The organism is Paraburkholderia sp. DD10 (assembly GCF_049177125.1).
GTDB classification, from domain to species: domain Bacteria; phylum Pseudomonadota; class Gammaproteobacteria; order Burkholderiales; family Burkholderiaceae; genus Paraburkholderia; species Paraburkholderia terricola.
Map to the genome: position 1 here is coordinate 472,584 of NZ_CP185393.1, position 22,986 is coordinate 495,569.

Annotated in this window: 22 protein-coding genes and 2 pseudogenes; 12 read left to right on the forward strand and 12 right to left on the reverse strand. The window is 61.8% G+C overall.

All coding sequences use genetic code 11. The annotated features are described in order from the left end of the window. The first annotated feature begins 73 nt into the window (after positions 1–73). A complete protein-coding gene (locus ACOCG7_RS17515) occupies positions 74–1,672 on the forward strand; it encodes an integrase catalytic domain-containing protein (RefSeq protein WP_114162142.1) in 1,599 nt (532 codons plus the stop codon). A 50-nt stretch (positions 1,673–1,722) separates the two neighbouring features. On the opposite strand, the pseudogene tnpC (ACOCG7_RS17520) reads toward ACOCG7_RS17515, so the two are convergent. The 9 genes and pseudogenes from tnpC (ACOCG7_RS17520) to ACOCG7_RS17560 form a co-directional block, all read right to left on the reverse strand. Continuing rightward, positions 1,723–2,817: pseudogene (gene tnpC, locus ACOCG7_RS17520) on the reverse strand (IS66 family transposase); the annotation flags it as partial. 51 nt (positions 2,818–2,868) lie between these two features. Continuing rightward, complete coding sequence (gene tnpB / locus ACOCG7_RS17525; RefSeq protein ID WP_114162143.1) at positions 2,869–3,216, reverse strand: IS66 family insertion sequence element accessory protein TnpB; 348 nt, start codon at positions 3,214–3,216, stop codon at positions 2,869–2,871. Next, positions 3,213–3,647 carry an IS66-like element accessory protein TnpA gene (gene tnpA / locus ACOCG7_RS17530; protein WP_114162144.1) on the reverse strand — a complete coding sequence of 145 codons (435 nt, stop codon included), beginning with the start codon at positions 3,645–3,647 and terminating at the stop codon, positions 3,213–3,215. Before tnpA (ACOCG7_RS17530) ends, tnpB (ACOCG7_RS17525) begins: the two co-directional genes overlap by 4 nt. 81 nt (positions 3,648–3,728) lie before the next feature. Beyond that, positions 3,729–3,995 (reverse strand): annotated as a pseudogene (locus ACOCG7_RS17535) (hypothetical protein); the annotation flags it as partial. 43 nt (positions 3,996–4,038) lie between these two features. Beyond that, the gene (gene tnpC / locus ACOCG7_RS17540) at positions 4,039–5,631 is read right to left on the reverse strand and encodes an IS66 family transposase (RefSeq protein WP_347143173.1); all 1,593 of its coding nucleotides are present in this window, start codon (positions 5,629–5,631) and stop codon (positions 4,039–4,041) included. A gap of 29 nt (positions 5,632–5,660) precedes the next feature. Continuing rightward, positions 5,661–6,032 (reverse strand): IS66 family insertion sequence element accessory protein TnpB, encoded by a 372-nt coding sequence (gene tnpB / locus ACOCG7_RS17545; RefSeq protein WP_347143172.1) that lies wholly within the window; start codon positions 6,030–6,032, stop codon positions 5,661–5,663. Then, positions 6,032–6,415 carry an IS66-like element accessory protein TnpA gene (gene tnpA, locus ACOCG7_RS17550; protein WP_244219977.1) on the reverse strand — a complete coding sequence of 128 codons (384 nt, stop codon included), beginning with the start codon at positions 6,413–6,415 and terminating at the stop codon, positions 6,032–6,034. The genes tnpB (ACOCG7_RS17545) and tnpA (ACOCG7_RS17550) overlap by 1 nt, the downstream gene beginning before the upstream one ends. A gap of 513 nt (positions 6,416–6,928) precedes the next feature. Next, positions 6,929–7,852 (reverse strand): dTDP-4-dehydrorhamnose reductase family protein, encoded by a 924-nt coding sequence (locus ACOCG7_RS17555; RefSeq protein ID WP_114162147.1) that lies wholly within the window; start codon positions 7,850–7,852, stop codon positions 6,929–6,931. 12 nt (positions 7,853–7,864) lie between these two features. Further along, a complete protein-coding gene (locus ACOCG7_RS17560; protein WP_114162148.1) occupies positions 7,865–8,089 on the reverse strand; it encodes a heavy-metal-associated domain-containing protein in 225 nt (74 codons plus the stop codon). A 127-nt stretch (positions 8,090–8,216) separates the two neighbouring features. Here ACOCG7_RS17560 and cueR point away from each other — a divergent pair, with 127 nt between their 5' ends. The 4 genes from cueR (at position 8,217) to ACOCG7_RS17580 (ending at position 10,948) form a co-directional block, all read left to right on the forward strand. Continuing rightward, positions 8,217–8,639, forward strand: a complete 423-nt coding sequence (cueR, locus tag ACOCG7_RS17565) for a Cu(I)-responsive transcriptional regulator (RefSeq protein ID WP_114162149.1) — start codon at positions 8,217–8,219, stop codon at positions 8,637–8,639. 300 nt (positions 8,640–8,939) lie between these two features. Further along, a complete protein-coding gene (locus ACOCG7_RS17570) occupies positions 8,940–9,086 on the forward strand; it encodes a DUF3563 family protein (protein WP_083085136.1) in 147 nt (48 codons plus the stop codon). A 227-nt stretch (positions 9,087–9,313) separates the two neighbouring features. Then, the gene (locus ACOCG7_RS17575; protein ID WP_084561481.1) at positions 9,314–9,655 is read left to right on the forward strand and encodes a hypothetical protein; all 342 of its coding nucleotides are present in this window, start codon (positions 9,314–9,316) and stop codon (positions 9,653–9,655) included. A 252-nt stretch (positions 9,656–9,907) separates the two neighbouring features. Further along, positions 9,908–10,948 (forward strand): ABC transporter substrate-binding protein, encoded by a 1,041-nt coding sequence (locus ACOCG7_RS17580; RefSeq protein WP_073431417.1) that lies wholly within the window; start codon positions 9,908–9,910, stop codon positions 10,946–10,948. Positions 10,949–11,136: 188 nt separating this feature from the next. On the opposite strand, the gene ACOCG7_RS17585 is transcribed toward ACOCG7_RS17580, so the two are convergent. Then, the gene (locus ACOCG7_RS17585; RefSeq protein ID WP_083085537.1) at positions 11,137–11,982 is read right to left on the reverse strand and encodes a 23S rRNA (adenine(2030)-N(6))-methyltransferase RlmJ; all 846 of its coding nucleotides are present in this window, start codon (positions 11,980–11,982) and stop codon (positions 11,137–11,139) included. A gap of 194 nt (positions 11,983–12,176) precedes the next feature. Further along, positions 12,177–13,148 (reverse strand): potassium channel beta subunit family protein, encoded by a 972-nt coding sequence (locus ACOCG7_RS17590; protein WP_114162150.1) that lies wholly within the window; start codon positions 13,146–13,148, stop codon positions 12,177–12,179. A 223-nt stretch (positions 13,149–13,371) separates the two neighbouring features. On the opposite strand from ACOCG7_RS17590, the gene ACOCG7_RS17595 reads away from it, so the two are divergent. Together ACOCG7_RS17595 and ACOCG7_RS17600 are read left to right on the forward strand one after the other, a co-directional pair. Then, positions 13,372–14,169 carry a 3-hydroxybutyrate dehydrogenase gene (locus tag ACOCG7_RS17595; RefSeq protein WP_073431419.1) on the forward strand — a complete coding sequence of 266 codons (798 nt, stop codon included), beginning with the start codon at positions 13,372–13,374 and terminating at the stop codon, positions 14,167–14,169. 10 nt (positions 14,170–14,179) lie between these two features. After that, positions 14,180–15,418, forward strand: a complete 1,239-nt coding sequence (locus tag ACOCG7_RS17600; RefSeq protein ID WP_114162151.1) for a DUF3734 domain-containing protein — start codon at positions 14,180–14,182, stop codon at positions 15,416–15,418. A 153-nt stretch (positions 15,419–15,571) separates the two neighbouring features. Here ACOCG7_RS17600 and ACOCG7_RS17605 read toward each other — a convergent pair whose 3' ends face one another. Beyond that, on the reverse strand, positions 15,572–16,771 hold the full coding sequence (locus ACOCG7_RS17605; protein ID WP_114162152.1) for an amino acid aminotransferase: 1,200 nt from the start codon (positions 16,769–16,771) through the stop codon (positions 15,572–15,574). 394 nt (positions 16,772–17,165) lie between these two features. On the opposite strand from ACOCG7_RS17605, the gene uvrB reads away from it, so the two are divergent. The 5 genes from uvrB (at position 17,166) to ACOCG7_RS17630 (ending at position 22,912) form a co-directional block, all read left to right on the forward strand. Further along, positions 17,166–19,259, forward strand: a complete 2,094-nt coding sequence (gene uvrB, locus ACOCG7_RS17610; protein WP_114162153.1) for an excinuclease ABC subunit UvrB — start codon at positions 17,166–17,168, stop codon at positions 19,257–19,259. A 317-nt stretch (positions 19,260–19,576) separates the two neighbouring features. Then, positions 19,577–20,125 carry an iron transporter gene (locus ACOCG7_RS17615; RefSeq protein ID WP_073431423.1) on the forward strand — a complete coding sequence of 183 codons (549 nt, stop codon included), beginning with the start codon at positions 19,577–19,579 and terminating at the stop codon, positions 20,123–20,125. Between the two features lie 118 nt (positions 20,126–20,243). Then, complete coding sequence (locus tag ACOCG7_RS17620) at positions 20,244–20,576, forward strand: cupredoxin domain-containing protein (protein ID WP_073431424.1); 333 nt, start codon at positions 20,244–20,246, stop codon at positions 20,574–20,576. An 87-nt stretch (positions 20,577–20,663) separates the two neighbouring features. Further along, positions 20,664–21,509: an FTR1 family iron permease gene (locus tag ACOCG7_RS17625; protein ID WP_073431425.1), complete on the forward strand. Its 846-nt coding sequence runs from the start codon at positions 20,664–20,666 to the stop codon at positions 21,507–21,509. After that, a complete protein-coding gene (locus ACOCG7_RS17630) occupies positions 21,506–22,912 on the forward strand; it encodes a 4Fe-4S binding protein (protein ID WP_114162154.1) in 1,407 nt (468 codons plus the stop codon). The genes ACOCG7_RS17625 and ACOCG7_RS17630 overlap by 4 nt, the downstream gene beginning before the upstream one ends. The last annotated feature ends 74 nt before the right edge of the window (positions 22,913–22,986 follow it).

Here is a 22,986-nt window from a genome sequence, read left to right on the forward strand (position 1 = left end):
GTTTTTTGTTACCGAGCCAGGGTCGTTGCCTCATGTAATTTGCTACCCGTCAGAATGCTGGCGGGAGCGACTTATGGCGAGGCAGCTCAGCATGACAACACGACGGGAATTGACCGAGGCAGTCGGTGAGCGGTACCGCCGTTCGGACCGGAATGAGAAGCGCGAGATACTGGACGAGTTTGTTCAGGTAACCGGCTATCACCGCAAGCACGCGATCCGCGTTCTGTGCCGGGAGCCTCAACCTCCGAGCGCGAGGCCCGGCCCGCAACGGCGGTATGACGATGAGGTGCGGGATGCCCTGATCACGCTATGGGAAGCCGCCGACCGGATCTGCGGCAAGCGCCTGAAGGCGCTCATCCCTACGCTGATCGACTCGATGACCCGGCATGGTCACCTGACCCTATCGAAGCAACTGCGCCAACGCATGGACCAGATCAGCGCCGCGACCATTGACCGGCTGCTGCGTGACGTCCGCGAACAGGCCTTCGCCGGTCAGCGCCGGCGCGCTGGTGGAGTCGGCAACGCAATTCGCCGCGCGGTGCCGATCCGCACGTTCGCCGACTGGAGAGATCCGCTACCCGGCTATCTCGAGGTGGATTTCGTCGAGCATTGCGGTGGCACCAAGATCGACGGCGACTTCGTGCACAGCTTCGTGATGACAGACATCGCGACCGGATGGACCGAGTGCCTGGCCATGCCCTATCGCAGCGGTGCATTCGTTCTTGAGCACATCGAGCGCGTTAGCCGTGCCTTGCCGTTTCCGCTGCGCGGTATCGATTGCGATAACGATAGCGCCTTCATGAACGAGGCCATATTCGATTTCTGCAAAGCGACGGGTATCGAACTGACCCGCTCGCGACCCTACAAGAAGAACGACCAGGCCTGGGTTGAGCAGAAGAATGGCTCAATCGTGCGCCGCCTCGTGGGGTATGGCCAGTTGCGTGGACTTGATGCTACCGAAACCCTCGCTTCCCTCTATGAGGTGTCGCGGCTGTACATCAACTTCTTCCAGCCGTCATTCAAGCTGAAATCGAAAACACGCCATGGTGCACGGGTGACCAAGCGCTACGAAGCGCCTCTGACTCCCCTTGAGCGGGTCTTGCGATCGGCGTCGATACCCGAGTCAACCAAGCGCAGGTTGCGTACGCGGTTTCGGGCGCTAGATCCATTGGACTTATTGCGCCGCATGCGCGAAGCACAGCAGCGCGTCGCACGATGCAGCGCATCGGGTACGGCGCCGATGGAAACACAAACGGCCGATCAAATCCCCCTCGCTAACTTCCTGGCGAGTCTTGGAACAGCATGGCACGAAGGAGAGGTTCGAGCGACGCATCGCCGAAAGGCGCACGTCGCACACACCTGGCGCAGCCGTGAAGATCCGTTCGAGCATACGTGGCCGACCATACAGCAATGGCTTGAGAGCGAGCCCGGGATTACGGCGAAGAAGCTGCATGAACGCCTCGTCGCGATGGCTCCGGCGATGTATTCCAGTGCCCAGCTTCGGACCCTGCAGCGCCGTGTGAAGGCATGGCGATCGAACCGTGCGAGAGAACTGGTCACAAGGATACTTGGTCATGCGGATGCGGATGCGGATGCGGTGAAGGCTGGCGCCGCTACGCAGCGCCAGCCTTCACCGCAAAACAACGGGTCCGTGACAACTACCCGGGAGTAACATCATCCCGTGAGGCAACACGACCGGACGTCCTGCTTGACGCTATCCAGGCCGCGAACCTCGCGTTCAACAACATATAGTGCTCCAATGCGGCGCAGTGCTTCTTCGGCAATCGGTGAGCTGTCCAGCTTGTACAGGTCATAGAACTTGCGCCGCGCATGCGCCCAGCATCCGGCCTCGATGACCGTGCCGTCACGATACAGGGCGTCATACCCGCTGAAGGCATCTGCCTGCAGGACTCCCGCGTAGCCCGCCAGATGTTCCCGAGGTCGCTCGCCTTTGCGGTCGGGGGAGTACCTGTACCAGACTGCTGGTGGCGCACGGCTTCCTGCCGGACGGTCATCGCGCACATAGGTCCACAGGCGCGCCGTGCGTGTCTTGCCACGCCCCGGCTCCAGCACAGGTACGGGCGTGTCGTCGGTATGGATCTTGTCTGCATCGCGCACGTAACGACCAAGTGCATCGGACAGCGGTTGCAGCAGCGCAGCTGCTTCACGCACCCACGAAGCCAGTGTTGCCCGATCCAGTTCGATGCCCGCGCGTCGATAGATGCCGGCCTGCCGGTAGAGCGGCGTATGGTCAGCGTACTTCGCAACGACGACCTGCGCGAGCAGTCCGGCACCGGCCATTGCGCGCGCTATCGGCCGCGAAGGGGCTGGCTCCTGCACCACTGCAGCACAGCGCGGGCAGCTCAGCTTTGGCCGTACGTGACGCAGTACCTTGAAGTAACCGGGAACATAGTCGAGCACCTCCGAGACGTCTTCGCCCAGCGCCCGCATTTGTTGTCCGCACTCCGTGCATCCACACTCCGTCGGTGCATGAACAACTGTTTCGCGAGGAAGATGAGCGGGGAAGTGCCGTGGCTTGCGGCGCAGCGGAACAACGTTCGTTGTGGCCGGCGTATCCGCAGTCACGTCGGCATCGGGCGCCTTCGTCGTTGCGGCCATGGCCGATTCAGGAACGGGAAGCTCACCGAGCGCGAGCTGCAGCTGATCCATCAATTCGGTCATGCGCTCCGATGAACGGCCATACTGCCATCGTTTCAGTCGCGAGATTTCCGCCAGCAACTGCGCGATGGTCTCGTCGCGCGAGGCAACGATGCGCTTGAGGGCGGCGATGTCATCGGGCAGATGGCTGGCTGGCATGCATGCCAGTTTAAATGAAGCCCACGAACTTGTGGGCTCCCGCACCCTGCGTTACGCCGCGTGTGTCGGCTGCCACGTCCGCTCTGGATGCCGCCAGTCAATCCCCTCGAGCAGCATCGACAGTTGGGCGGCAGACAGATGGACTGCTCCCGAGTCCGCCTGCGGCCACACGAAGCGTCCGCGCTCAAGTCGTTTCGCGTACAGGTTCATGCCGTCGCCGCTCCACCATAAAATCTTGATGAGGTCACCGCGACGCCCACGAAACAAAAAGATGTGGCCAGAGAAGGGATCACGTCCGAGTGTCGACTGCACCAGCGCGGCAAGTCCATCCATGCCACGACGCATATCGGTGACGCCCGCTGCCAGCCATACACGAGTACCGGTCGGCGGGGCAATCATGCCGGCATCAGGCAGCGCAGCACGAGGCGCAACTGCACGGGGTCGACCATGCCCGTGACGCGCACACGCGCACCGTTCAGTTCAATCTCGATGCCCGACGCCGCCGGCACGCTCTCGCGATGGGGCTCGACCGGCTGTTGTGCCAGCGACGCCGGTTCAGTCTTCTCGCCTCCCGTTGCATCAGGCAGCGCTACGGGCAGCAACACCGCTGTGCCGTGCGCCACCCCTTCAAACAGGCCCGCCCGCAGTTGCCGACGCCACTTGAACACCATATTGGGATTCAGTCCGTGCGCCTGCGCAAGCTTGGCCACCGAGATATCCGGCTCGCTCGCCGCGACTGCCACTTGCCGTCGGTACTCCGGTGTGTAATTCGGTCGCCCCTTGCGGTTCGATGGTCTCGAATTTCGTGCGTCCAAAGTAGTCCCCACCACTTGAAGTAACGGACATCACTTTGGACACTGGCTTCAGCTCTGTCCATGCGGCCACGAAATGACGCTTACCGATCCAATCCGTCAGGCCCGCTTCCGCACCGGCGTCTGATACGACATACCTGCGGCAAACCGGTCGAGTCGTTCGCTAGCATCGGTGACCGCCCAAAGAGGCGCGCTGTGCAACAGCTTGTCGTAATTCGTTGCGATTGCGGCAAAAAGCGCGAACCCTGCGCTATCCAATCCCCATTCGCCGGTTTCCCTTCCGATATCGAACACCGCCGACACCGCGCGCTCCGCCGCACCGAGTTGCTCGCCGGTCGCCGAGCCGAAGCCCGACTCCGCCAGGAAGTAAGCGCGGCACCAGCAACGTCTTGACTGGAGATCGCGATCTTCAGACTGTGGTGCGGAGCTGAGCGGCAACGACCCACGGTGCAAGTTCGTCGATGCGATTGATCGCATGGTCGGCGATGCGTGCAAGCATGTAGCGCAGATACGCCTGAGGTTCGATGCCGTTGAGTTTTGCGGTCCCAATGAGGCTGTAGATCGCGGCGGCACGTTCTCCACCAGAGTCTGCTCCAGCGAACAGATAGTTGCGGCGACCGATGGCCACCCCGCGCAACGCGCGTTCGACAAGTAGATTGTCGATCTCCAACTGCCCGTCCTCACAATAGCGTGTGAGCGCTTCCCACCGGTTCAGCGCATAGAGGATCGCCCGACTCGTGTCCGATTTGCGCGAGAGCGTTTCCAGCGTCGTTGCGAGCCACGCGTGGAATTGATCGAGTAGCGGCAGCGCATGCGTCTGGCGATGCGCGCGGCGCTCGTCGGGCGGCTTGCCCCTGATCGTCTCCTCGATCCTGTAAAGCGCGCCGATACGCTCGAGCGCTTCGGTGTTCAACGCATTGGGACGCGCTGCGTGCAGCTCATGGAACTGTCGCCGGGCGTGTGCCCAGCAAGCCGCCTCCGTGACGCGCCCGGTTTCATAGATGGCCTGGTAGCCACCGTATGCGTCAGCTTGCAGCGTACCGTTGAACGACGCGAGGTGCTGCTGCGGGTGGATGCCCTTGCGATCGGGCGTATAGGCGAACCACACCGCCGGCGGTGTCATGTCAGCCGATGCACGGTCATCGCGCACGTACACCCACAAGCGACCGGTCTTCGTCTTGCCGTTGCCCGGTGCAAGCACTGGAACCGGTGTGTCGTCGGCGTGCAGTTTCGTCGCCAACATCACGTGTCGACGCAGCGTTTGAACGAGCGGCTGCAGCAGCGTCGCCGCCTGACCGACCCACTTCGCAAGCAGCGAGCGATCCAGCTCGACGCCTTCGCGTGCATACATGACCGACTGCCGGTAAAGCGGCAGGTGGTCTGCAAACTTCGAGACCAGTACGTGTGCCAGTAGCCCCGGGCCGGCGAGACCGCGTTCGATGGGACGACCCGGTGCAGGCGCCTGGGAGATGTGATCGCAACACACGCACGCAAACTTCGGACGTACATGACGGATAACACGGAAGCTTGCCGGCACATACTCAAGCTGTTCGGCGACGTCTTCGCCCAGCGACTTCATCTTGCCACCGCACTGCGTGCACTTCCCGGCGGATTCAGGCAGGTGCATCCGGATCTCGCGCGGCGGATGTTCAGGCAGTGACTTGCGCGGTGTCTGCTCCACAGCCTTGCGTGGCGTCTTCGGGATTTCGATCGGCGCGGCACCCTCGTCGGCCCCCAGCTCTTCGAGGCGCAGCTCGAGTTGTTCGATCTGGTGGTCAAGCTTCTCGGACTTGCGACCGAACTGCATACGGCGCAGCCTGGCAATGAGCAGCTTCAGATGTTCGACTTCGGCTGCGCGCGAAGCCAACGCGGCTTGTTGCGAGTCGATCGTTTCCTGCAGTTTGAGCACTTGCGTATCTCGCTCGCGCAGCGCCTCCTCCTGGCTGAGCAGCATGGCCTTCAGCGTTTCGACATCGTCGGGAAGTGGGTTCGCGCGCGTCATGCGGATAGTTTACGCGCCAGCAACGACGTTTACAACGCTGAGGTCGGTTGTGCCGTTCTCGTCGGGTGCCGCCAGTCGATGCCTTCGAGCAGCATCGATAGTTGTGCCGGGCTCAGGCAAATAACGCCACCGTCGGCTTGAGGCCATACGAAGCGCCCCTTCTCGAGTCGCTTCATCAGCAGGCACATGCCATCGCCGCTCCACCACAGCACTTTGAGCAGGTCGCCGCGTTTGCCGCGGAACACGAAGACGTGCCCGCAGAACGGATCCCGTTCAAGCACGGTCTGCACCTTGGCCGCGAGACTGTTGAATCCGGCCCGCATATCGGTGACTCCCGCGGCCAGCCACACTCGGGATCCGGACGGCAGGCCAACGGCGGACGGCAGCATCAGCAGGCTCATCAGGCAAGGCCCCGCACAATCTTGATCAGGGTCGCGATGGGTGTGTCCGCGCTCAAGCGTAGCCGGACGTCGCCACACTCGAGCTCGTAGATGCTGGTGCTGTCTCGCGATGGGCATGCCGGCACTTCCGGTGAAGGCTCAGCCACTGCCACTGGTAGCCAGTTGAGTGCAGGCGCCTCTGACCGCTGAGCGTCGGGCATGCCGAAATCGCCGGCAAGACAATGACGACGCCATTTGAACAGCAGATTGGCGTTGATGTCGTGCTCGCGAGCGATGAGCGTAGCCGAGGCACCCGGCTTGAGCGTCGCCTCGACGATCTGCCGCTTGAACTCGACCGAGAAATTCGGTCGCCTGGACCGTTTGGATTGGTGAGGGCTGTCCACTGTAGCGTCCACCATTCGTTTGGTGGGCACCAAAGTAGCCAAACTCAACAAGTAAATCTACACGGTAATGAAGACGCGCTTACGTTGATCGGGTGGTCGGCAATGTAGGTGAGGACGAAGCGCAAATACGCTTCGGGGCGATCGCATTGACTTGGGCGGTGCATAGGAGGCTGTAATGTAAACTTGCAGCGGCACGCTCTCCGCCGAGTCGGCTCCCGCAAAACAAGTAATCGCGTCGCATTGGAGGACCCGCAAAAGACGGGCACGCCGTCCATCTTCAGCCAACCATCGTTGCACTAACGCGCAACACCTCCTGCCGGTTAAGGACATACGGGATGCCTCGCTGGTGCCGGAGTCCTCACGACGGGGTCTTCAGACAGCCGTGAGCCGCGAATGGCTACCAAATAATGCACGCCGACAAAGTCCGGCGTCCGGGACTGACGGTGCAGGCGCCCATATCACCGGCATTTTCGGTCCAGCCGGTCGAAAGCAGTCACGTAATTCTCGCTGCCGTTAAGCTTGCACCGTTCCGTCTCGCCCTGGAAACCTGGCCAGCACTTGCCGGATCGCTATATCGAACGGTGTGCGGCGGCCTATGCCGAGCGCGTCGAGCCGGTTCGAGGCCAGGTGGCAGTTGTGCGGACGCGGCGTCGCGTCAGCGGGCGTGCGTTGCGGCGTGAGATGCGCATCGAGTTGCAGTGTTTGAGCAAGGCGCACGGCGATCTCATACTTGGTCATCGGCTCGTCGCCCGACCACTGCACGACGCCGCGGATCGCTTCGCCACGGGCGTGCCGCTCGAGCATCTGCCGGATCACGAACGCGACGTCTGGCGTGAACGTGGGGTAACGGATCGCCCATGCATCCATGACGGCGACCTTGCCGTTCGGCAAGGTCGACGCGGCAATCGCCGGCACGAGACTCGTCACCGCGGATTCCGCCCAACTGACGATCGGTCCATACAGCAGCGGTAAACGCAGCACACAGCCGAGACCGGTGGTTTCGGCCAGCGCGCGCTCGCCTTCGAGCTTGCTCCGCCCGTACGCATTGAGCGGCGCTGGCGTGGAATCATGCTGGTAGGGCGGATGAGTGCCGTCGAAGACGTAATCGGTAGAAATCGACAGGATCCATGCACCTCGCCGGTCCGCTGCCGCAGCCAGGGTGCGCACCGCATCGACATTCAATGCACGGGCAAGCGCCGGATCGTGCTCGCACACATCCGGCCGGCGTTCCGCTGCCGCAATCACGAGCGCGTCCGGCGCTTCGCGCTCGACGAAGTCCGCGACTGCCCGCGCGTCGCGAATGTCGAGCGCGACCGTGTTCGGGCCTGGGCGGCTGAACGCGGTGGCAATGACGTGCCAGCCGGCCTGCGACGCCAGTTCTTCGATGAGAGCGCGGCCTAGCAACCCGGAAGCGCCAATGACGGCAATTTTGAACATGGGCGAACTCGCTTAGTGGGGCGCGCCGCTGGGCACGCCCGTAACCGTATAGCCGACCTCGTCGACCACGGTCTTCAACAGGCTAACGTCAACCGGTTGCGCCGATTCGACCGTCACACGCCCGGATACCAGATCGACCTCTACCTGCGCGCTCGGGAGCTGTGCGCGGATCGCATTCGTGACTGCGACTACGCAATGCTGGCAGCTCATGCCTTCTACCTTAAATTCGATCGTCATGGAAAACCGCCTCGGAAAAATGGGGGACGTTGAATAGTTGAATTATGCCTGCCGACCCGTATCTGAGTAGCGGGCCTTCCCATCATGGGAAGGTGTACGATCGACGCACTCACAGGGGTAACAAATCATGAACATCGGTGAAGCGGCTCGCGCGTCAGGCGTCACGGCGAAAATGATTCGCTACTACGAAAGTGTCGGGCTGCTGGCGGCGAAAGCGAGAACCAGCGCCGGCTATCGCGTTTACGGTCCGCAAGAGGTTCATTCGCTGCGTTTCATCCGCCAGGCGCGCCGGCTCGGCTTTCTGGTCGAGGACATTCGAAGGCTATTGGCGCTGTGGCACGACCGCTCGCGCGCGAGTGCCGAAGTGAAGGCTATTGCGCTGGAACATGTCTCGGAGCTTGATCGCCGTATCGCCGAACTGACCGATATGCGCGACACATTGGCACATCTCGCCAATCATTGCCACGGCGACGAACGCCCCGATTGCCCAATTATCGAGCGACTTGCCGATGCGACTGTGGCCACGGTAGAAGGTTGTCATCTCAGTTAATGCAATTCCACGCATATCGAACGCAAATTGAACCGAACGCAGTGCCACCCGAAGGGTTGCACATAAATAGTGCATAAAATTTGGCGGTTGCGCCGATCGCTCGCCGAAAGTGATCTGGATCCATGGAGAATCAAGGAGTTAGCAGCACCACCGGCGTGCACCATTCCAAAACGGAATGCACATCATGCGAGCATTTCACTAGGCAGGTTGCACCATAAGGCTATAATTCGGGTTAACCCGTTAGCGGGAAATCCCTGATGCTAAATCACCGGGGATTCGATCTGATCCTTGGAGAACATCATGTTTGCATACCTTGTTGAAAAGCTGAGCACGTGGTTTGAAACTGCGGAACGTAGCCGTCGTGAAGCCTACCTGGCGTCATCGTCGGATATCGTTCAGCTCGAGCAGCGCATCCGCTCGCTGGAAACCAACGGCTACTCGCTGTAAGTTTTCACTGCGTCAAGTTTGGCCCGGCAGCGCATATTGCGCAGCCATCGTAGGACAGTGTCGAGCCCCGTACAGACGGGGCTTTGTCACATCTGAATCCAACGTTTCGTGGCGGCGGCGCCGTATGGCTACTCGCGGCGAATATCCTCTAGCCTGATAACCAACGCCGCGGTAAGGTAAAGCGTTTTCCGCATAATCCGGCAACTCAAATCCGCACCGGTCCGCCCATGCATCCTGTCCGCTCGCTGAAATCCCTTCTGGTTGTCGCCGTGGCCGCCGCGCTGGCAACGGCTCTCGCCATGTCGAGCGCTTTGGCCGCGTCGAGCAGCGTACGTAAGCCGGTGATCCTCGACTCGCAAAACGGCATTAGCGACGGTCAGAGCGGAACCATATTGCAGACCGCGCCGCTCTCGCGACAACCGATTGTCGAGGCGCAGCCTATCGCGACGCCTACCGAGTTGACGCCCAATTCGGCGATGCCGTTCGTTATCGCGCCGTACATCCAATTGCCTGTCGGTGGTGGCGTGGCACCGCAGTTGCAACTCCGCCCGGCGCCTCGTTCGCAATAAGCGCCTTTGGCGCGCGACCTCGGCCGTTCGCTTCCATTCCATTGATGTTTCGAGCGGCTCGGCTCGCTCCAGCCGGCTGAGTACCGCTTGCCTTCTTCCGCTCGTGCGCCTGGCATACGGCGCGCGCCATTGGGGTTTGGGCGCATGGCGTGGGCGAAACCGTCCGACGACAATCGTTGCACGGTCCAGCGCCGGGGCATCGGCCATGCATATCAGACGGCGTGAATGAAAAACAGAACAAGGAGACATCAAATGCCTACTCACCGGATGTGGCAGACCATCGGCGCTTTCGCCACGCTGATTGCGCTTGCGGCGCTACCCGGCGTTTCGCTCGCCCGGGACACCCCGGAAAAGCCCACGCTGACGATGGCGGTCGGTGGTTTGCCGGGTCTCTACTATTTACCGGTGCTTGCCGCGCAACAATTGGGTTACTTCAAGGACGAGGGCCTCGACGTTACCCTCGAGGATTTCGCCGGCGGATCGAAAGCGCTGGAAGCGGTGGTGGGCGGCAGCGCCGACGTGGGCGCCGGCGCATTCGAGCACACGCTGTTCATGCAGGCAAAGGGGCAGCGCTACCGGGCGTTCGTTCTGATGGGCCGCGCGCCGCAGATCGTCGTCGCCGTGCTGAAGTCAAGGGCCGATCAGATCAAGACGCTGGCGGACTTCAAAGGAGCGAAAGTCGGGGTGAGCGCGCCGGGTTCATCCACCGATCTCGTGCTCACCGTGGCGCTGCGCAAGGCAGGCGTCCAACGCAACGAGATCTCCGCGATTGGCGTCGGCAGCGGCGCAACGGTACTGGCCGCGGTGAGCGGCGGCCAGATCGACGCGCTTTCCAACGTCGATCCGATGATGACCAAGCTCACGCGCAGCGGCGCTGTCAAGGTTCTGGTCGATACGCGCACGGTGAAAGGCACGCAGGAGGTGTTCGGCGGAACTATGCCCGCCGCGACGCTCTATGCCTCGGAGAATTTCATCCAGAAGTATCCGAAGACGACGCAGGCGCTCGCAAATGCGATCGTGCGCGCGGACCACTGGCTGCAGACCGCGAGCGACGCGGATCTGCTGAAGATGGTGCCCCCGGCGTATCTGCTCAACGACTCGGCGCTCTATGTGGAAGCCTTTCACAACGTGCGCGACGCCTATTCGCCGGACGGCCTGATGCCGGCCGACGGTCCGGCGACTTCATTGCGTGCGTTGGCGTCGTTCGACAATCGGCTCGATCCGAAGAAGATCGATCTGAATACGACGTATACCAACGACTTCGCTCGTAAGGCAGCGGCGCAACTCAAGTAAAGCGGAGCGATGGCATGTAAGCGGGCGGCCGCGCGCGAAATGGGCCGGGACTGCGTGCACGTACGCGCGAGCGTCACATGGCGCGGTCCGCGGCGCTAGGCTTTGTTGCTGAGCGAATGCGATCACGGCCGTCACCCGCTCAAACCACGCGGTCCATTCCCGCGTTCGGCAACTGATCCGCAGCAAACTCAATCGCCGCGATATTCCACCTTGAACTGCGCTGCGTTGTCCTCGCCGAGCGCTTTCACCAGCCAGGGCATCTGGTCTTTGAGCGTTTTCGCGAGCGTATACGGCGGATTCAGGATGAACATGCCGCTACCGAACAATCCAAAGCCGTCTGTCGGCGGATTGCTGACGGTCAGGCTCACATGCAGCCAGTTGCGTTCCTGCAGCTTTTTCAACTGATCGGGAAAGCGCTGCGACTCCTGGCGCCTCACCTGCGGATACCAGACCGCATACGTGCCGGTCGGGAAGCGCTTGAGGCTCTCTTCCAGGCAGCGAAGCGTGCGGGTGTAATCGCGTTTGTCCTCGTACGACGGATCGAGCAGCACCAGCGCGCGGCGCGGCGCTGGCGGCAGCAACGCGAGGATGCCGTCGAAGCCATCGCCCGCATAAAGCATTGCGCGGCGACCCGCGTCGCGGAAGTTATGGCGCAGCACGTCGATTTCGGTGGTGTGCAATTCGAAGAGACGCATGCGGTCCTGCTCGCGTAGCTGCCGCCAGGCGATATACGGCGAGCCCGGATAGAAGCGCAACTGGCCGTCCGGATTGAGCGCGCTCACTTCGTCGACGTAATCGGCGAATAGCGGCGGCAGATCATTACGCCCCCAAAGCTTGGCGATGCCGGTCTGGAACTCGCCGGTTTTGGTCGCGTAGCCTTCCTTCAGCGAGTAGACGCCGGCGCCCGCGTGCGTGTCGATATACCAATAGGCTTTGTCCTTCTGGCCAAGGTAGCGCAATAGTTGCAAGACGACGGCGTGTTTTAGAACATCGGCGTGATTGCCTGCATGAAAGGCGTGGCGATAGCTGAGCATGATGACGAGGCGCTGAAAGAGGGCGGCCGGTCTGAAGCGATCCGGCGATGCGGGTGCAGTGCGGCAGCATGGCTGATGTGCCGCGCGACCGCGTATTGTACGCGACGCCGCATCGCGACTTGCGGCGAGTTCGCGCGGCATGGCCGCGATGGCGCCCGAGCTCACACGTGTCACACGGTTCGGCGCGAGTCTGCTCAGTCGTGGGCGTCGCCGATGATCTCCTCGATACGCTGCTTGATCTCCGGTGTGATTTGCTCGGCCACGTCGGCGGATTTCATGTTCTCGCCGATCTGCTCAACCCGCGACGCGCCCGTGATCACCGTGCTGACATGCGGATTCTTCAGAATCCATGCGATTGCCAACTGGCCGACCGTGCAGCCCAGGTCGTCGGCCACTTCGCCGAGCTTGCCGACCACGTTGTTCTTGCCCGCGTCGGTGACCTGCTTGCGCAGCCAGTCGTAGCCTTGCAATTGCGCGCGGCTGTCGGCGGGCACGCCGTCGCGGTATTTGCCAGTGAGCAGGCCGGACGCAAGCGGGCTCCATGTGGTGAGCCCAAGCCCGATATCTTCGTAAAGCCGCTTATATTCCTGCTCGACGCGCTTGCGATGGAACAGGTTGTACTGCGGCTGCTCCATGACAGGCTTGTGCAAATGGTGCCGCCCCGCAATTTCATAAGCGGCGCGGATTTCATCGGCGCTCCATTCCGACGTACCCCAGTACAGCGCCTTGCCGCGCGTGATCATGTCGCTCATCGCCCAAACGGTTTCCTCGACCGGCGTATTCGGGTCGGGACGATGACAGAACACCAGATCGACATAGTCGAGTTGCAGACGTTTGAGCGACGAGTCGATCGCGTTCAGCAGATATTTGCGGTTCAGCGTGTGGTACTGGTTCGGCGCTTCGGCGAGGCCCCAGAAGAATTTCGTCGACACCACATAGCTCACGCGCGGCCACGCCAGTTCCTTCAGCGCCTGGCCCATGATTTCCTCGGATTTCCCGCCAGCGTACACCTCGGCGTTGTCAAAGAAATTGACTCCCGCGTCACGCGCCGCAGCGAGCGACTCACGCGCCGCGCGATGATCGACCTGGTTGCCGTAGGTGACCCACGAGCCGATGGACAGTTCGCTGACTTGCAGGCCGGAGCGGCCCAGACGTCGATAATTCATGCATGTCTCCTTGATGGTGAGGCAACCGGAATCCCGCGGAAAGCAGCCAGTCTAAAGAGAAAAGTTTGAATGTGCTTTTTACCGCTGGACTTCACACGCTTCATGCACAATAGCAGCGTTGGCCGCGGTGCGGCAGTCAGCCGAACGGCCTATGCCGGTTGGCTGACTTCACGACGCTCGCGGCCCGTGGTCTCATTGCTCATCAATTGCATGGAGGTTCTGCATGTCCTCACCGAACACGAATCTGAATGGCAAGGTCGCGGTGGTTACCGGCGCTGCAAGCGGCATCGGCAAGCAGATCGCGCTGACACTTTCCGCCGCGGGTGCGGCGGTCGCGATCGCCGACCTGAACCAGGACGGGGCGAACGCCGTCGCTGAGGAAATCAGGAAGGGCGGCGGCAAGGCAATCGGCGTGGCAATGGACGTCACGAACGAAGACGCCGTCAACCAGGGCATCGACAAGGTTGCCGCAGAACTCGGCTCGGTCGACATTCTGATTTCCAACGCCGGCATCCAGATCGTCAATCCCATCGAGAACTACTCTTTCTCCGACTGGAAGAAGATGCAGGCGATCCACGTGGACGGCGCGTTCCTCACCACCAAGGCGGCGCTCAAGCACATGTACAAGGACGATCGCGGCGGCATCGTGATCTACATGGGTTCGGTCCATTCGCACGAAGCGTCGCCGCTGAAGTCCGCTTACGTGACGGCCAAGCATGCGCTGCTGGGACTCTCGCGTGTCCTGGCCAAGGAAGGCGCGAAGCATAACGTGCGCTCGCACGTGGTGTGTCCGGGTTTCGTGCGCACGCCGCTCGTCGATAAACAGATTCCCGAGCAGTCCAAGGAACTTGGCATCAGCGAGGAAGAAGTGGTCAAGCGCGTGATGCTCGGTGGCACGGTCGACGGCATCTTCACCACGGTGGAAGACGTCGCGCAGACGGTGTTGTTTCTGTCCACCTTCCCAACGGCCGCACTGACCGGCCAGTCCTTTATTGTGAGCCACGGCTGGTACATGCAATAAGGAGGCGCCCGTGGCGCAACGCAATCTCAAACGGGCGCGCGTTAGCGCGTCCGGCGACGGGAATGGCGAAGGAGCAGGCTCGGCGCCCGCCGCCCAGCCTGCGCAGCCGCTTCAATTGCCCAACTACGAAACCGTCGCGTTGGTGCTGCAAGGCGGCGGCGCATTGGGCGCGTATCAGGCCGGCGTCTATCAGGGGCTTTTCGAAGCCGGCATCGAGCCGAACTGGCTTGCGGGCATTTCGATCGGCGCGTTGAATACCGCGATCATTGCCGGCAATCCGCCGGAAAAACGGGTTGAACGCCTGCTGCAATTCTGGGAGACGATCTGCCAACCGGCTTTCGGACTGCCGTTGCCCGCCTTTGTCGAGCACGCGTTCTTTAATTCGAGCGACGCCATACGCAAGGCTTTCACGGCAACACAGGCAATCGGCGCGATCGTCGAAGGGCAGAAGGGTTTTTTTGTTCCGCGTTTTCCGCCGCCGTTGCCGACGGTCTCCGGACCGCCGCAACTCGCGAGCTACTACGACACCGCGCCGCTAAAAGCGACGCTCGAGGCGCTCTGCGATTTCGACCGGATCAATTCGCGTGAAATGCGGGTGTCGGTAGGGGCGGTCAATTGCGGCACCGGCAATTTCGCGTATTTCGACAACACGCACACCACGCTGAAACCGGAACATTTCATGGCGTCGGGCGCGTTGCCACCGGGCTTCGCGGCGGTGGAAATCGACGGCCAGTACTACTGGGACGGCGGCCTAATGTCGAATACGCCGCTCTACGAGGTGATCCAGTCCACGCCGCGCCGCGACACGCTCGCGTTCCAGGTCGATCTGTGGAGCGCGATAGGTCCGGTGCCGGATAGCATCACCGACGTTCAGGGGCGCATGAAGGACATCCAGTATTCGAGCCGCACGCGTCTCGTGACCGATATGCTGCAACGCTCGCAGCGTTTCCGGCATGTGTTGCGCGAGGTGCTCGATCGGGTGCCGTCCGAGCAGCGTGACGACCCATGGTGCAAGCTGGCCGAAGATCTGTCGTGTTCGAAGCGCTACAACGTGCTGCATCTCATCTACCGGCACAAGGAATACGAAGGGCACTACAAGGACTTCCAGTTCGGTCTGTCGACCATGCGCGAACACTGGCAAAGCGGTCTGGAAGACATTCGTCATTCCCTTTCACAGCCCGATTGGCTCGATATGCCGGATAACGATGCGGGCTTTGTCACGCACGATATTCATCGGGATTCGCGCTGAACGAACGGCAGGTTAATCAAGCAAGCAGCAACTGGCGAGCAAGTAACTCGCCGCCAATAAAAAACGGCGCCTTCGAAAAAGGCGCCGTTTGGTTCCGAGACAGTTCCGGCAAAAACGCGAGCAATGGTCCCTCGCGTTCTGCTTTGAAGCGCCTTACTTTAATACGTGAGCAATCGCGTTAGTCACCACGTCGAGATTGCGCGTGTTCAGCGCAGCCACGCAGATGCGGCCCGTGCTCACGGCATAGATGCCGAACTCTTCGCGCAGACGGTCCACTTGCGGCGCGGTCAGGCCCGAATACGAGAACATGCCGCGTTGCGCGTTCACGAAGCTGAAGTCGCGATCCACGCCGCTTGCCTTCAGGCGTTCGACCAGACCGTTGCGCATGGCGCGGATACGGTCGCGCATTTCGCCCAGTTCCATTTCCCACGTTGCACGCAGTTCGGGCGAGGCCAACACCGCCGCGACCACCGAGCCGCCGTGTGTAGGCGGGTTCGAATAGTTGGTGCGGATCACGCGCTTCAGTTGCGACAGCACGCGGACAGCTTCTTCCTTGCTGGCCGTGATGATCGACAGTGCGCCGACGCGCTCGCCGTACAGCGAGAACGACTTCGAGAACGACGACGACACGAACACGTTCAGTTCCGATGCCGCGAACAGGCGTACCGCCGCGGCGTCCGCTTCGATGTTGTCGCCGAAGCCTTGGTACGCGATGTCGAGGAACGGCACCAGATTGCGCGCCTTGACGACTTCCACGACCTGCTTCCATTGATCCACCGTCAGGTCCACGCCCGTCGGATTGTGGCAGCACGCGTGCAGCACGACGACGGTGCCGGCGGCGTAGCTATTCAATGCGCTGAGCATGCCTTCGAAGTTCACGCCGTGGGTGCGCGCGTCGTAGTACGGGTAGGACACGACCTCGAAGCCGGCGCTTTCGAACAGCGCGCGATGGTTTTCCCAGCTCGGATCGCTGATGGCGACCTTGCCGTTCGGGTTCAGGCGCTTCAGGAAGTCTGCGCCGATTTTCAGCGCGCCCGTGCCGCCCAGTGCTTGCGCCGTCACGACGCGGCCCGCTGCGATCAACGGCGAGTCGTTGCCGAGCAGCAGCTTTTGCACGGCGGCGTCGTAGGCCGCGATGCCTTCGATCGGCAAATACCCGCGCGGCAGCGCGGCTTCGACGCGAGCCTTTTCGGCTTCACGCACGGCGCGCAGCAGCGGAATCTTGCCTTCTTCGTTGAAGTACACGCCGACGCCAAGATTGACCTTGGTGGCGCGCGCATCGGCGTTGAAGGCTTCGTTCAGGCCCAGAATCGGGTCGCGGGGAGCAAGTTCGACGGCGGAGAACAGAGACATGGTGGGTGGGCAGCAGTAGTGAAAAGAGGGCGGCTTCGAGCGCGGGCGGTCCCGGACAGGCAGGGGACGGCAACGAGCGAGCGCAGCTTCGCATTGTAACGAATCCGCGAACGTTTTTTGGGCCGAGAACTCGATCAGAGCGGATTATTTGCTTGAAAAACAGGCATTCCGGCGTCATCTGGTTACAAGAATTCGCGCGAAAGATGCCCGCCGACCGGCGCGCCGCAGACGCGCGTCGCGCTCGATCACACACGACAGGGTGCAAGAAATCAGCCGCCAACTCGAGGCGCGAATCCGCCCCTCAAAGCGCCTCGAAACCTACGCCGACCCGCTCAGCTCACGATCCCGCAACCCGTTAGAATAGTCCTTTGCCTAAGGCACGGTACCGCCCCACATGTCCGAACAACATCTGACCGAAGCCGGGGATACGCTCGACGAATCGAAATTCGTCACGTTCGACGGCTCGCCGTTCCAGCTGTATCAACCCTATCCGCCCGCCGGCGACCAGCCGACCGCGATCGAGACGCTCGTCGAGGGCGTCGAGGACGGCCTCGCGTTCCAGACGCTGCTCGGCGTGACCGGCTCAGGCAAGACTTTCACAATGGCGAACACCATCGCGCGGCTCGGCCGCCCGGCGATGGTGTTCGCGCCGAACAAGACGCTGGCCGCGCAGCTCTACTCGGAGTTTCGCGAGTTCTTTCCGCGCAACGCGGTCGAGTACTTCGTCTCGTACTACGACTACTACCAGCCGGAAGCGTACGTGCCGCAGCGCGACCTGTTCATCGAGAAGGATTCGTCGATCAACGAGCACATCGAGCAGATGCGGCTGTCGGCCACCAAGAGCCTGATGGAGCGGCGCGACGTGGTGATCGTCGGCACGGTGTCGGCCATCTACGGTATCGGCAATCCGTCCGAATATCACAAGATGATCCTGACGCTGCGCACCGGCGACAGGCTCGGCCAGCGCGACATCATCGCGCGGCTGATCGCCATGCAGTACAACCGCAACGAAGCGGACTTCCAGCGCGGTTCGTTCCGGGTGCGCGGCGACACGATCGATATTTTCCCGGCCGAACACGCGGAAATGGCGGTCCGCGTCGAATTGTTCGACGACGAAGTCGAAACGCTGCAGCTATTCGACCCGCTCACCGGCCGCGTGCGCCAGAAGATTCCGCGCTTTACCGTCTATCCGTCGTCGCACTATGTGACGCCGCGCGACACCGTGATCCGCGCCGTCGAAACGATCAAGAACGAACTTCGCGAACGGCTCGAATTCTTCTATAGCCAAGGCAAGCTGGTCGAAGCGCAGCGGCTCGAGCAGCGCACCCGCTTCGATCTGGAAATGCTGCAGGAACTCGGTTTCTGCAAGGGCATCGAGAATTACTCGCGGCACTTCTCGGGCGCGGCGCCCGGCGAGCCGCCGCCCACGCTGGTCGACTACCTGCCGCCGGACGCGATCATGCTGCTCGACGAATCGCACGTGCTGATCGGCCAGCTGAACGGCATGTACAACGGCGACCGCGCGCGCAAGGAGAACCTGGTGGACTACGGCTTCCGCCTGCCGTCCGCGCTCGATAACCGGCCGCTCAAGTTCAACGAGTTCGAGCGCAAGATGCGCCAGGTGGTGTTCGTGTCGGCCACGCCGGCGGACTACGAAAAGAAAACGGCGGGACAGGTCGCCGAGCAGTTGGTGCGTCCTACCGGGCTCGTCGACCCGGAAATCGAGGTGCGGCCGGCGCGTTCCCAGGTCGACGACGTGCTCGCCGAGATCAACGAGCGCGTCAAGGCGGGCGACCGCGTGCTGGTCACGGTGCTGACCAAGCGGATGGCCGAGCAGCTCACGGAGTTTCTGGCCGACCACGGCGTCAAGGTGCGCTATCTGCACAGCGACATCGATACGGTGGAGCGGGTCGAGATCATCCGCGATTTGCGCCTGGGCACCTTCGACGTGCTGGTGGGGATCAACCTGCTGCGTGAAGGGCTGGATATTCCGGAAGTCTCGCTGGTCGCGATTCTCGACGCGGACAAAGAGGGCTTCCTGCGCGCCGAGCGCTCCCTGATCCAGACCATCGGCCGGGCAGCGCGCAACGTGAACGGCAAGGCGATTCTCTACGCGGACAAAGTCACCGACTCGATGCGCCGCGCCATCGACGAAACCGAACGGCGGCGCGCGAAGCAGATCGCGTTCAACCTCGAAAAAGGCATCACGCCGCGCGGGGTGGTGAAGCGCATCCGCGACATTATCGACGGCGTATACAACGTCGATGACGCCCGCGCCGAACTGAAGGAACAGCAAACCCGCGCGAAATTCGAAGACATGTCCGAGAAGCAGCTCGCCAAGGAACTCAAGCGTCTCGAAAAGCAGATGATGGAGCACGCCAGGAATCTCGAGTTCGAAAAGGCCGCGCAGACCCGGGATCAACTGGCCTTGCTGCGCCAACGTGTGTTTGGAGCCAACGTGGGCGATCACGTGTCCGGTGTCGAATAAGCCTCTTCCCGTCTGGGGCGCGGCAACGTGCCGCGTCCCGTCTCGTCCGCCCCGCATCCCGCCATCTCCTTCACACGCGCTTCCTTAAGACGGCCTTAAGACCCTGCTGCCATAAGGCTCTGCGTGCGTTCGTATTTGTTTCCCCTGGCGATCAATGATAAACTCGCCCAATATTGAGAATGGTTCGCATTAACGTTCGTATATGCCATTTGCGTACGGACCATCGCTTCCTTTAAGGACGTGGCCGGTGCATCAGTGCATGCGTAACGCACATTCCAATGGGTTCGGTTCCAGTCAGATAAAAACAAGGAGTTTCAATGCGGATTTCTTCATTTGTGCGCGGCGGCGCCGCAGCGGTGGCTGCGGTAGCGGCTCTCTCGGCAACGGCGGCGGAATACCCGATCGGCAAGCAGCAGATTCGCGACGGCATTGAAATCGCCGCTGTCTACCTGCAGCCGATCACGATGGAACCGGAAGGCATGATGCGCAAGGCGTCGGATTCGGACATCCACCTGGAAGCCGACATTCACGCGGTCAAGCACAATCCGACCGGTTTTGCCGAAGGCGACTGGATGCCGTATCTGCAAGTGCGCTATGAATTGACGAAAGCCGGTTCCAACCAGACGCAGAAGGGCGACCTGATGGCGATGGTCGCCAACGACGGTCCGCACTACGGCGACAACGTCAAGCTGCAAGGCCCGGGCAAGTACCACCTGAAGATGATCGTCGAAGCGCCGATGCAAACCGGCCACATGGCCTTCGGCCGTCACGTCGACAAGGAAACCGGCGTGGGTCCGTGGTTCAAGCCGATCACGCTCGAATACGATTTCACCTTCGCCGGCATCGGCAAGAAGGGCGGTTACTGATCGCAGCGGGTCATCGCGCCTCGTCAAGCGTCGTCGCATGGCGGGGCGTGAGTGAATGAATGCAGCAGGCGGCGGGCGAACGTTGAGTCCTCGCGCGCCGCGTTTCCCGGAAAGGCTAATGAGAATGAACCGAAAGATCGCGATCCTCGCCACCACGGCTTTGCTGGCGGGTGCGGTCCACGCCGCGGATCTGCCGACCTTCAAGCTGGAAATGAACGACGGCAAGCTGACGCCGGCGCGCATCGAGGTGCCGGCGGGGCAGCGTATCAAGATCGAAGTGCGCAACACCGGCAAGGGCGCAGCCGAATTCGAAAGCGTCCAGTTGCGTAAGGAAAAGGTGCTGGCGCCGGGCGCGGAGTCGTTCGTCGTGATCGCGCCGCTCGAGCCGGGCGAATACAAGTTTTTCGACGATTTCCACCAGCAGGCGCAGGGCGTGATCGTCGCGAAGTAACGGATAACGGCCAGGACGCGAGCGCGGGCCTTCCTCGGTTACGCGTTCGCGACAGCAGTAGCGGTAAAGGGTAGACGGGAGGGCTTGATGGGTCAGATTCTATTCATCGTGTGGCGGGAAAGCGTCGAGGCGTTGCTGGTGGTCGGCATCCTGTACGCATGGCTGAAAAATGGCGACGACGACGCGCGCCGCGGTTTGCCGTACCTGTGGGGTGGCGTCGCGGCCGGCTTGATCGCTGCTGTCGCGCTGGGCGCCGCGCTGGTTGGTTTCACGGAAGTGCTCTCCGGAGACGCGCAGGATTATTTCCAGACCGCGATGGTACTGGTCGCGTGCGTGCTGATCGTGCAGATGGTGCTGTGGATGAAGCAGCACGGCCGGTCGCTGAAGCGCGACATGGAACAGTCGCTGCAAAAAAGCCAGCGCGATTCGAACTGGTGGGGCGTCGCGTTGCTGGTCGCCCTCGCGATCGCGCGCGAAGGCAGCGAGACGGTGATCTTCCTGTACGGCCTCGGCTTCGGCCAATCCGGTCACGTGGACGGCGGCCAGATGCTCGCGGTCGTGATCGGCCTCGGTCTCGCCTTCCTCACTTTCTATGTGCTGCAATTGGGCGGCAAGCTCTTCTCGTGGCGGCTCTTTTTCCGCGTCACGGAAATCATGCTGCTGTTCCTCGGCGCTGGTCTTTTCCAGACCGGTGTAGACAAGCTGATCGACAAGGAATTTCTGCCGACGATCGTCGACCAGTTGTGGAATTCGTCTGCGATCCTCGATGATTCGAACACGTTCGGCTCGCTGGTCTCGACGCTCACCGGCTATCGCGCTCACCCGGCGCTAATGAATCTGATTGCCTACGCGGTGTACTGGGCAGTTGTCTATCTGCTGTTGCGTCGTGCAAATCGCAAGCCGGCGCGACAGGCCGCAGGGCGCACGGCATGAGCACGGTCATGACCCGTCCGGGCCGCCTCGCAGCGGCCGGGCAGTGGATGCAGCGCCACGGCGCTGTGATCCGCGGTATTCAGTGGGTCGTGGTGGCGGTGTACGCATTTCTGATCCTGGTGCCCGCGGTCATGCCGCTGCCGGACGACACCTCGCATCTCTGGAACAATCTGACGCTCGCCGCGCAGTTCGTGTTCTGGGGCATTTGGTGGCCGTTCGTGCTGCTCTCGATGGTGATGCTCGGCCGCGTCTGGTGCGGCGTGCTGTGTCCGGAAGGTGCGCTCGCGGAATTCGCCAGCAAATATGGGCGCGGCTGGGCGATTCCACGCTGGATGCGCTGGGGCGGCTGGCCTTTCGTCGCGTTCGGCACCACCACCATCTATGGCCAGATGGTGAGCGTCTACCAGTATCCGAAGGCCGTGCTGCTGGTGCTCGGCGGCTCGACGTTCGCGGCGATCATCATCGGGTTGCTCTACGGACGCGAGAAGCGGGTCTGGTGCAAATATCTCTGCCCCGTCAACGGGGTTTTTTCGCTTCTGGCGCGCCTGGCGCCGTTCCATTACAAAGTCGATGAAGACGCGTGGCGCCGTTCGTACAAGAACGGCGAGCATGGACATCGCGTAATTCCGATCAATTGCGCGCCGTTGGTGCCGTTGCGCAATATGAAGGGTGCGTCGGACTGCCATATGTGCGGTCGCTGCAGCGGGCACCGCGATGCGATTGCGCTGACGTGGCGCGCGCCGTCATCGGAAGTCGTGCAACTCGGCGACAAACAGGCGAACGTGTGGGATACCGTGCTGATCCTGTACGGCCTGCTCGGCATTGCGATCGGCGCGTTTCACTGGACCGCCTCGCGCTGGTTCATCGATCTGAAGATGTTCTTTGCGACCTGGCTGGTCGATCACGACATCACCTGGCCGCTGCAGACCAACGCGCCTTGGTTCCTTTTCACGCATTACCCCGAGCAGAACGACGTATTCTCCTGGCTCGACGGCACGATGGTGATCGGCTACATCCTCGCCACTGCACTGGGGTATGGCACCGCGCTGCTGTTGTTGCTAATGGGCGCGACGCGCATGCTTGGGCGCTTCAATACCGTGCGCCTGCATCATCTGACGCAAGGGCTGATTCCGATCGCGGGCGCCGGCGTCTTTCTTGGGCTCTCGGCAACCACGCTGTCGCTGCTGCGCGCGGAACATGTGTCGTTGTGGTGGGCGTCGGATATGCGTATCGCAATTCTGGCGATTGCCAACGTCTGGAGCGCATGGCTTGTCTGGCGCGTCACGCGTCGCTATAGCGAACAGTTCTTTCCGCGTAGCCTCGCGATGGCGTGGTTCGTCGCGGCGCTGGCTGTTGTCGACAGCGCCTGGTGGCTGATGTTCTGGGGCTGGGCGTCGAAATAAGTCTGAACGTTTCAACGCGCATGCCTTGGGTCTCGGCATTACCTGCGCCTTAGCAAACAAAAAGCCGTGGAGAT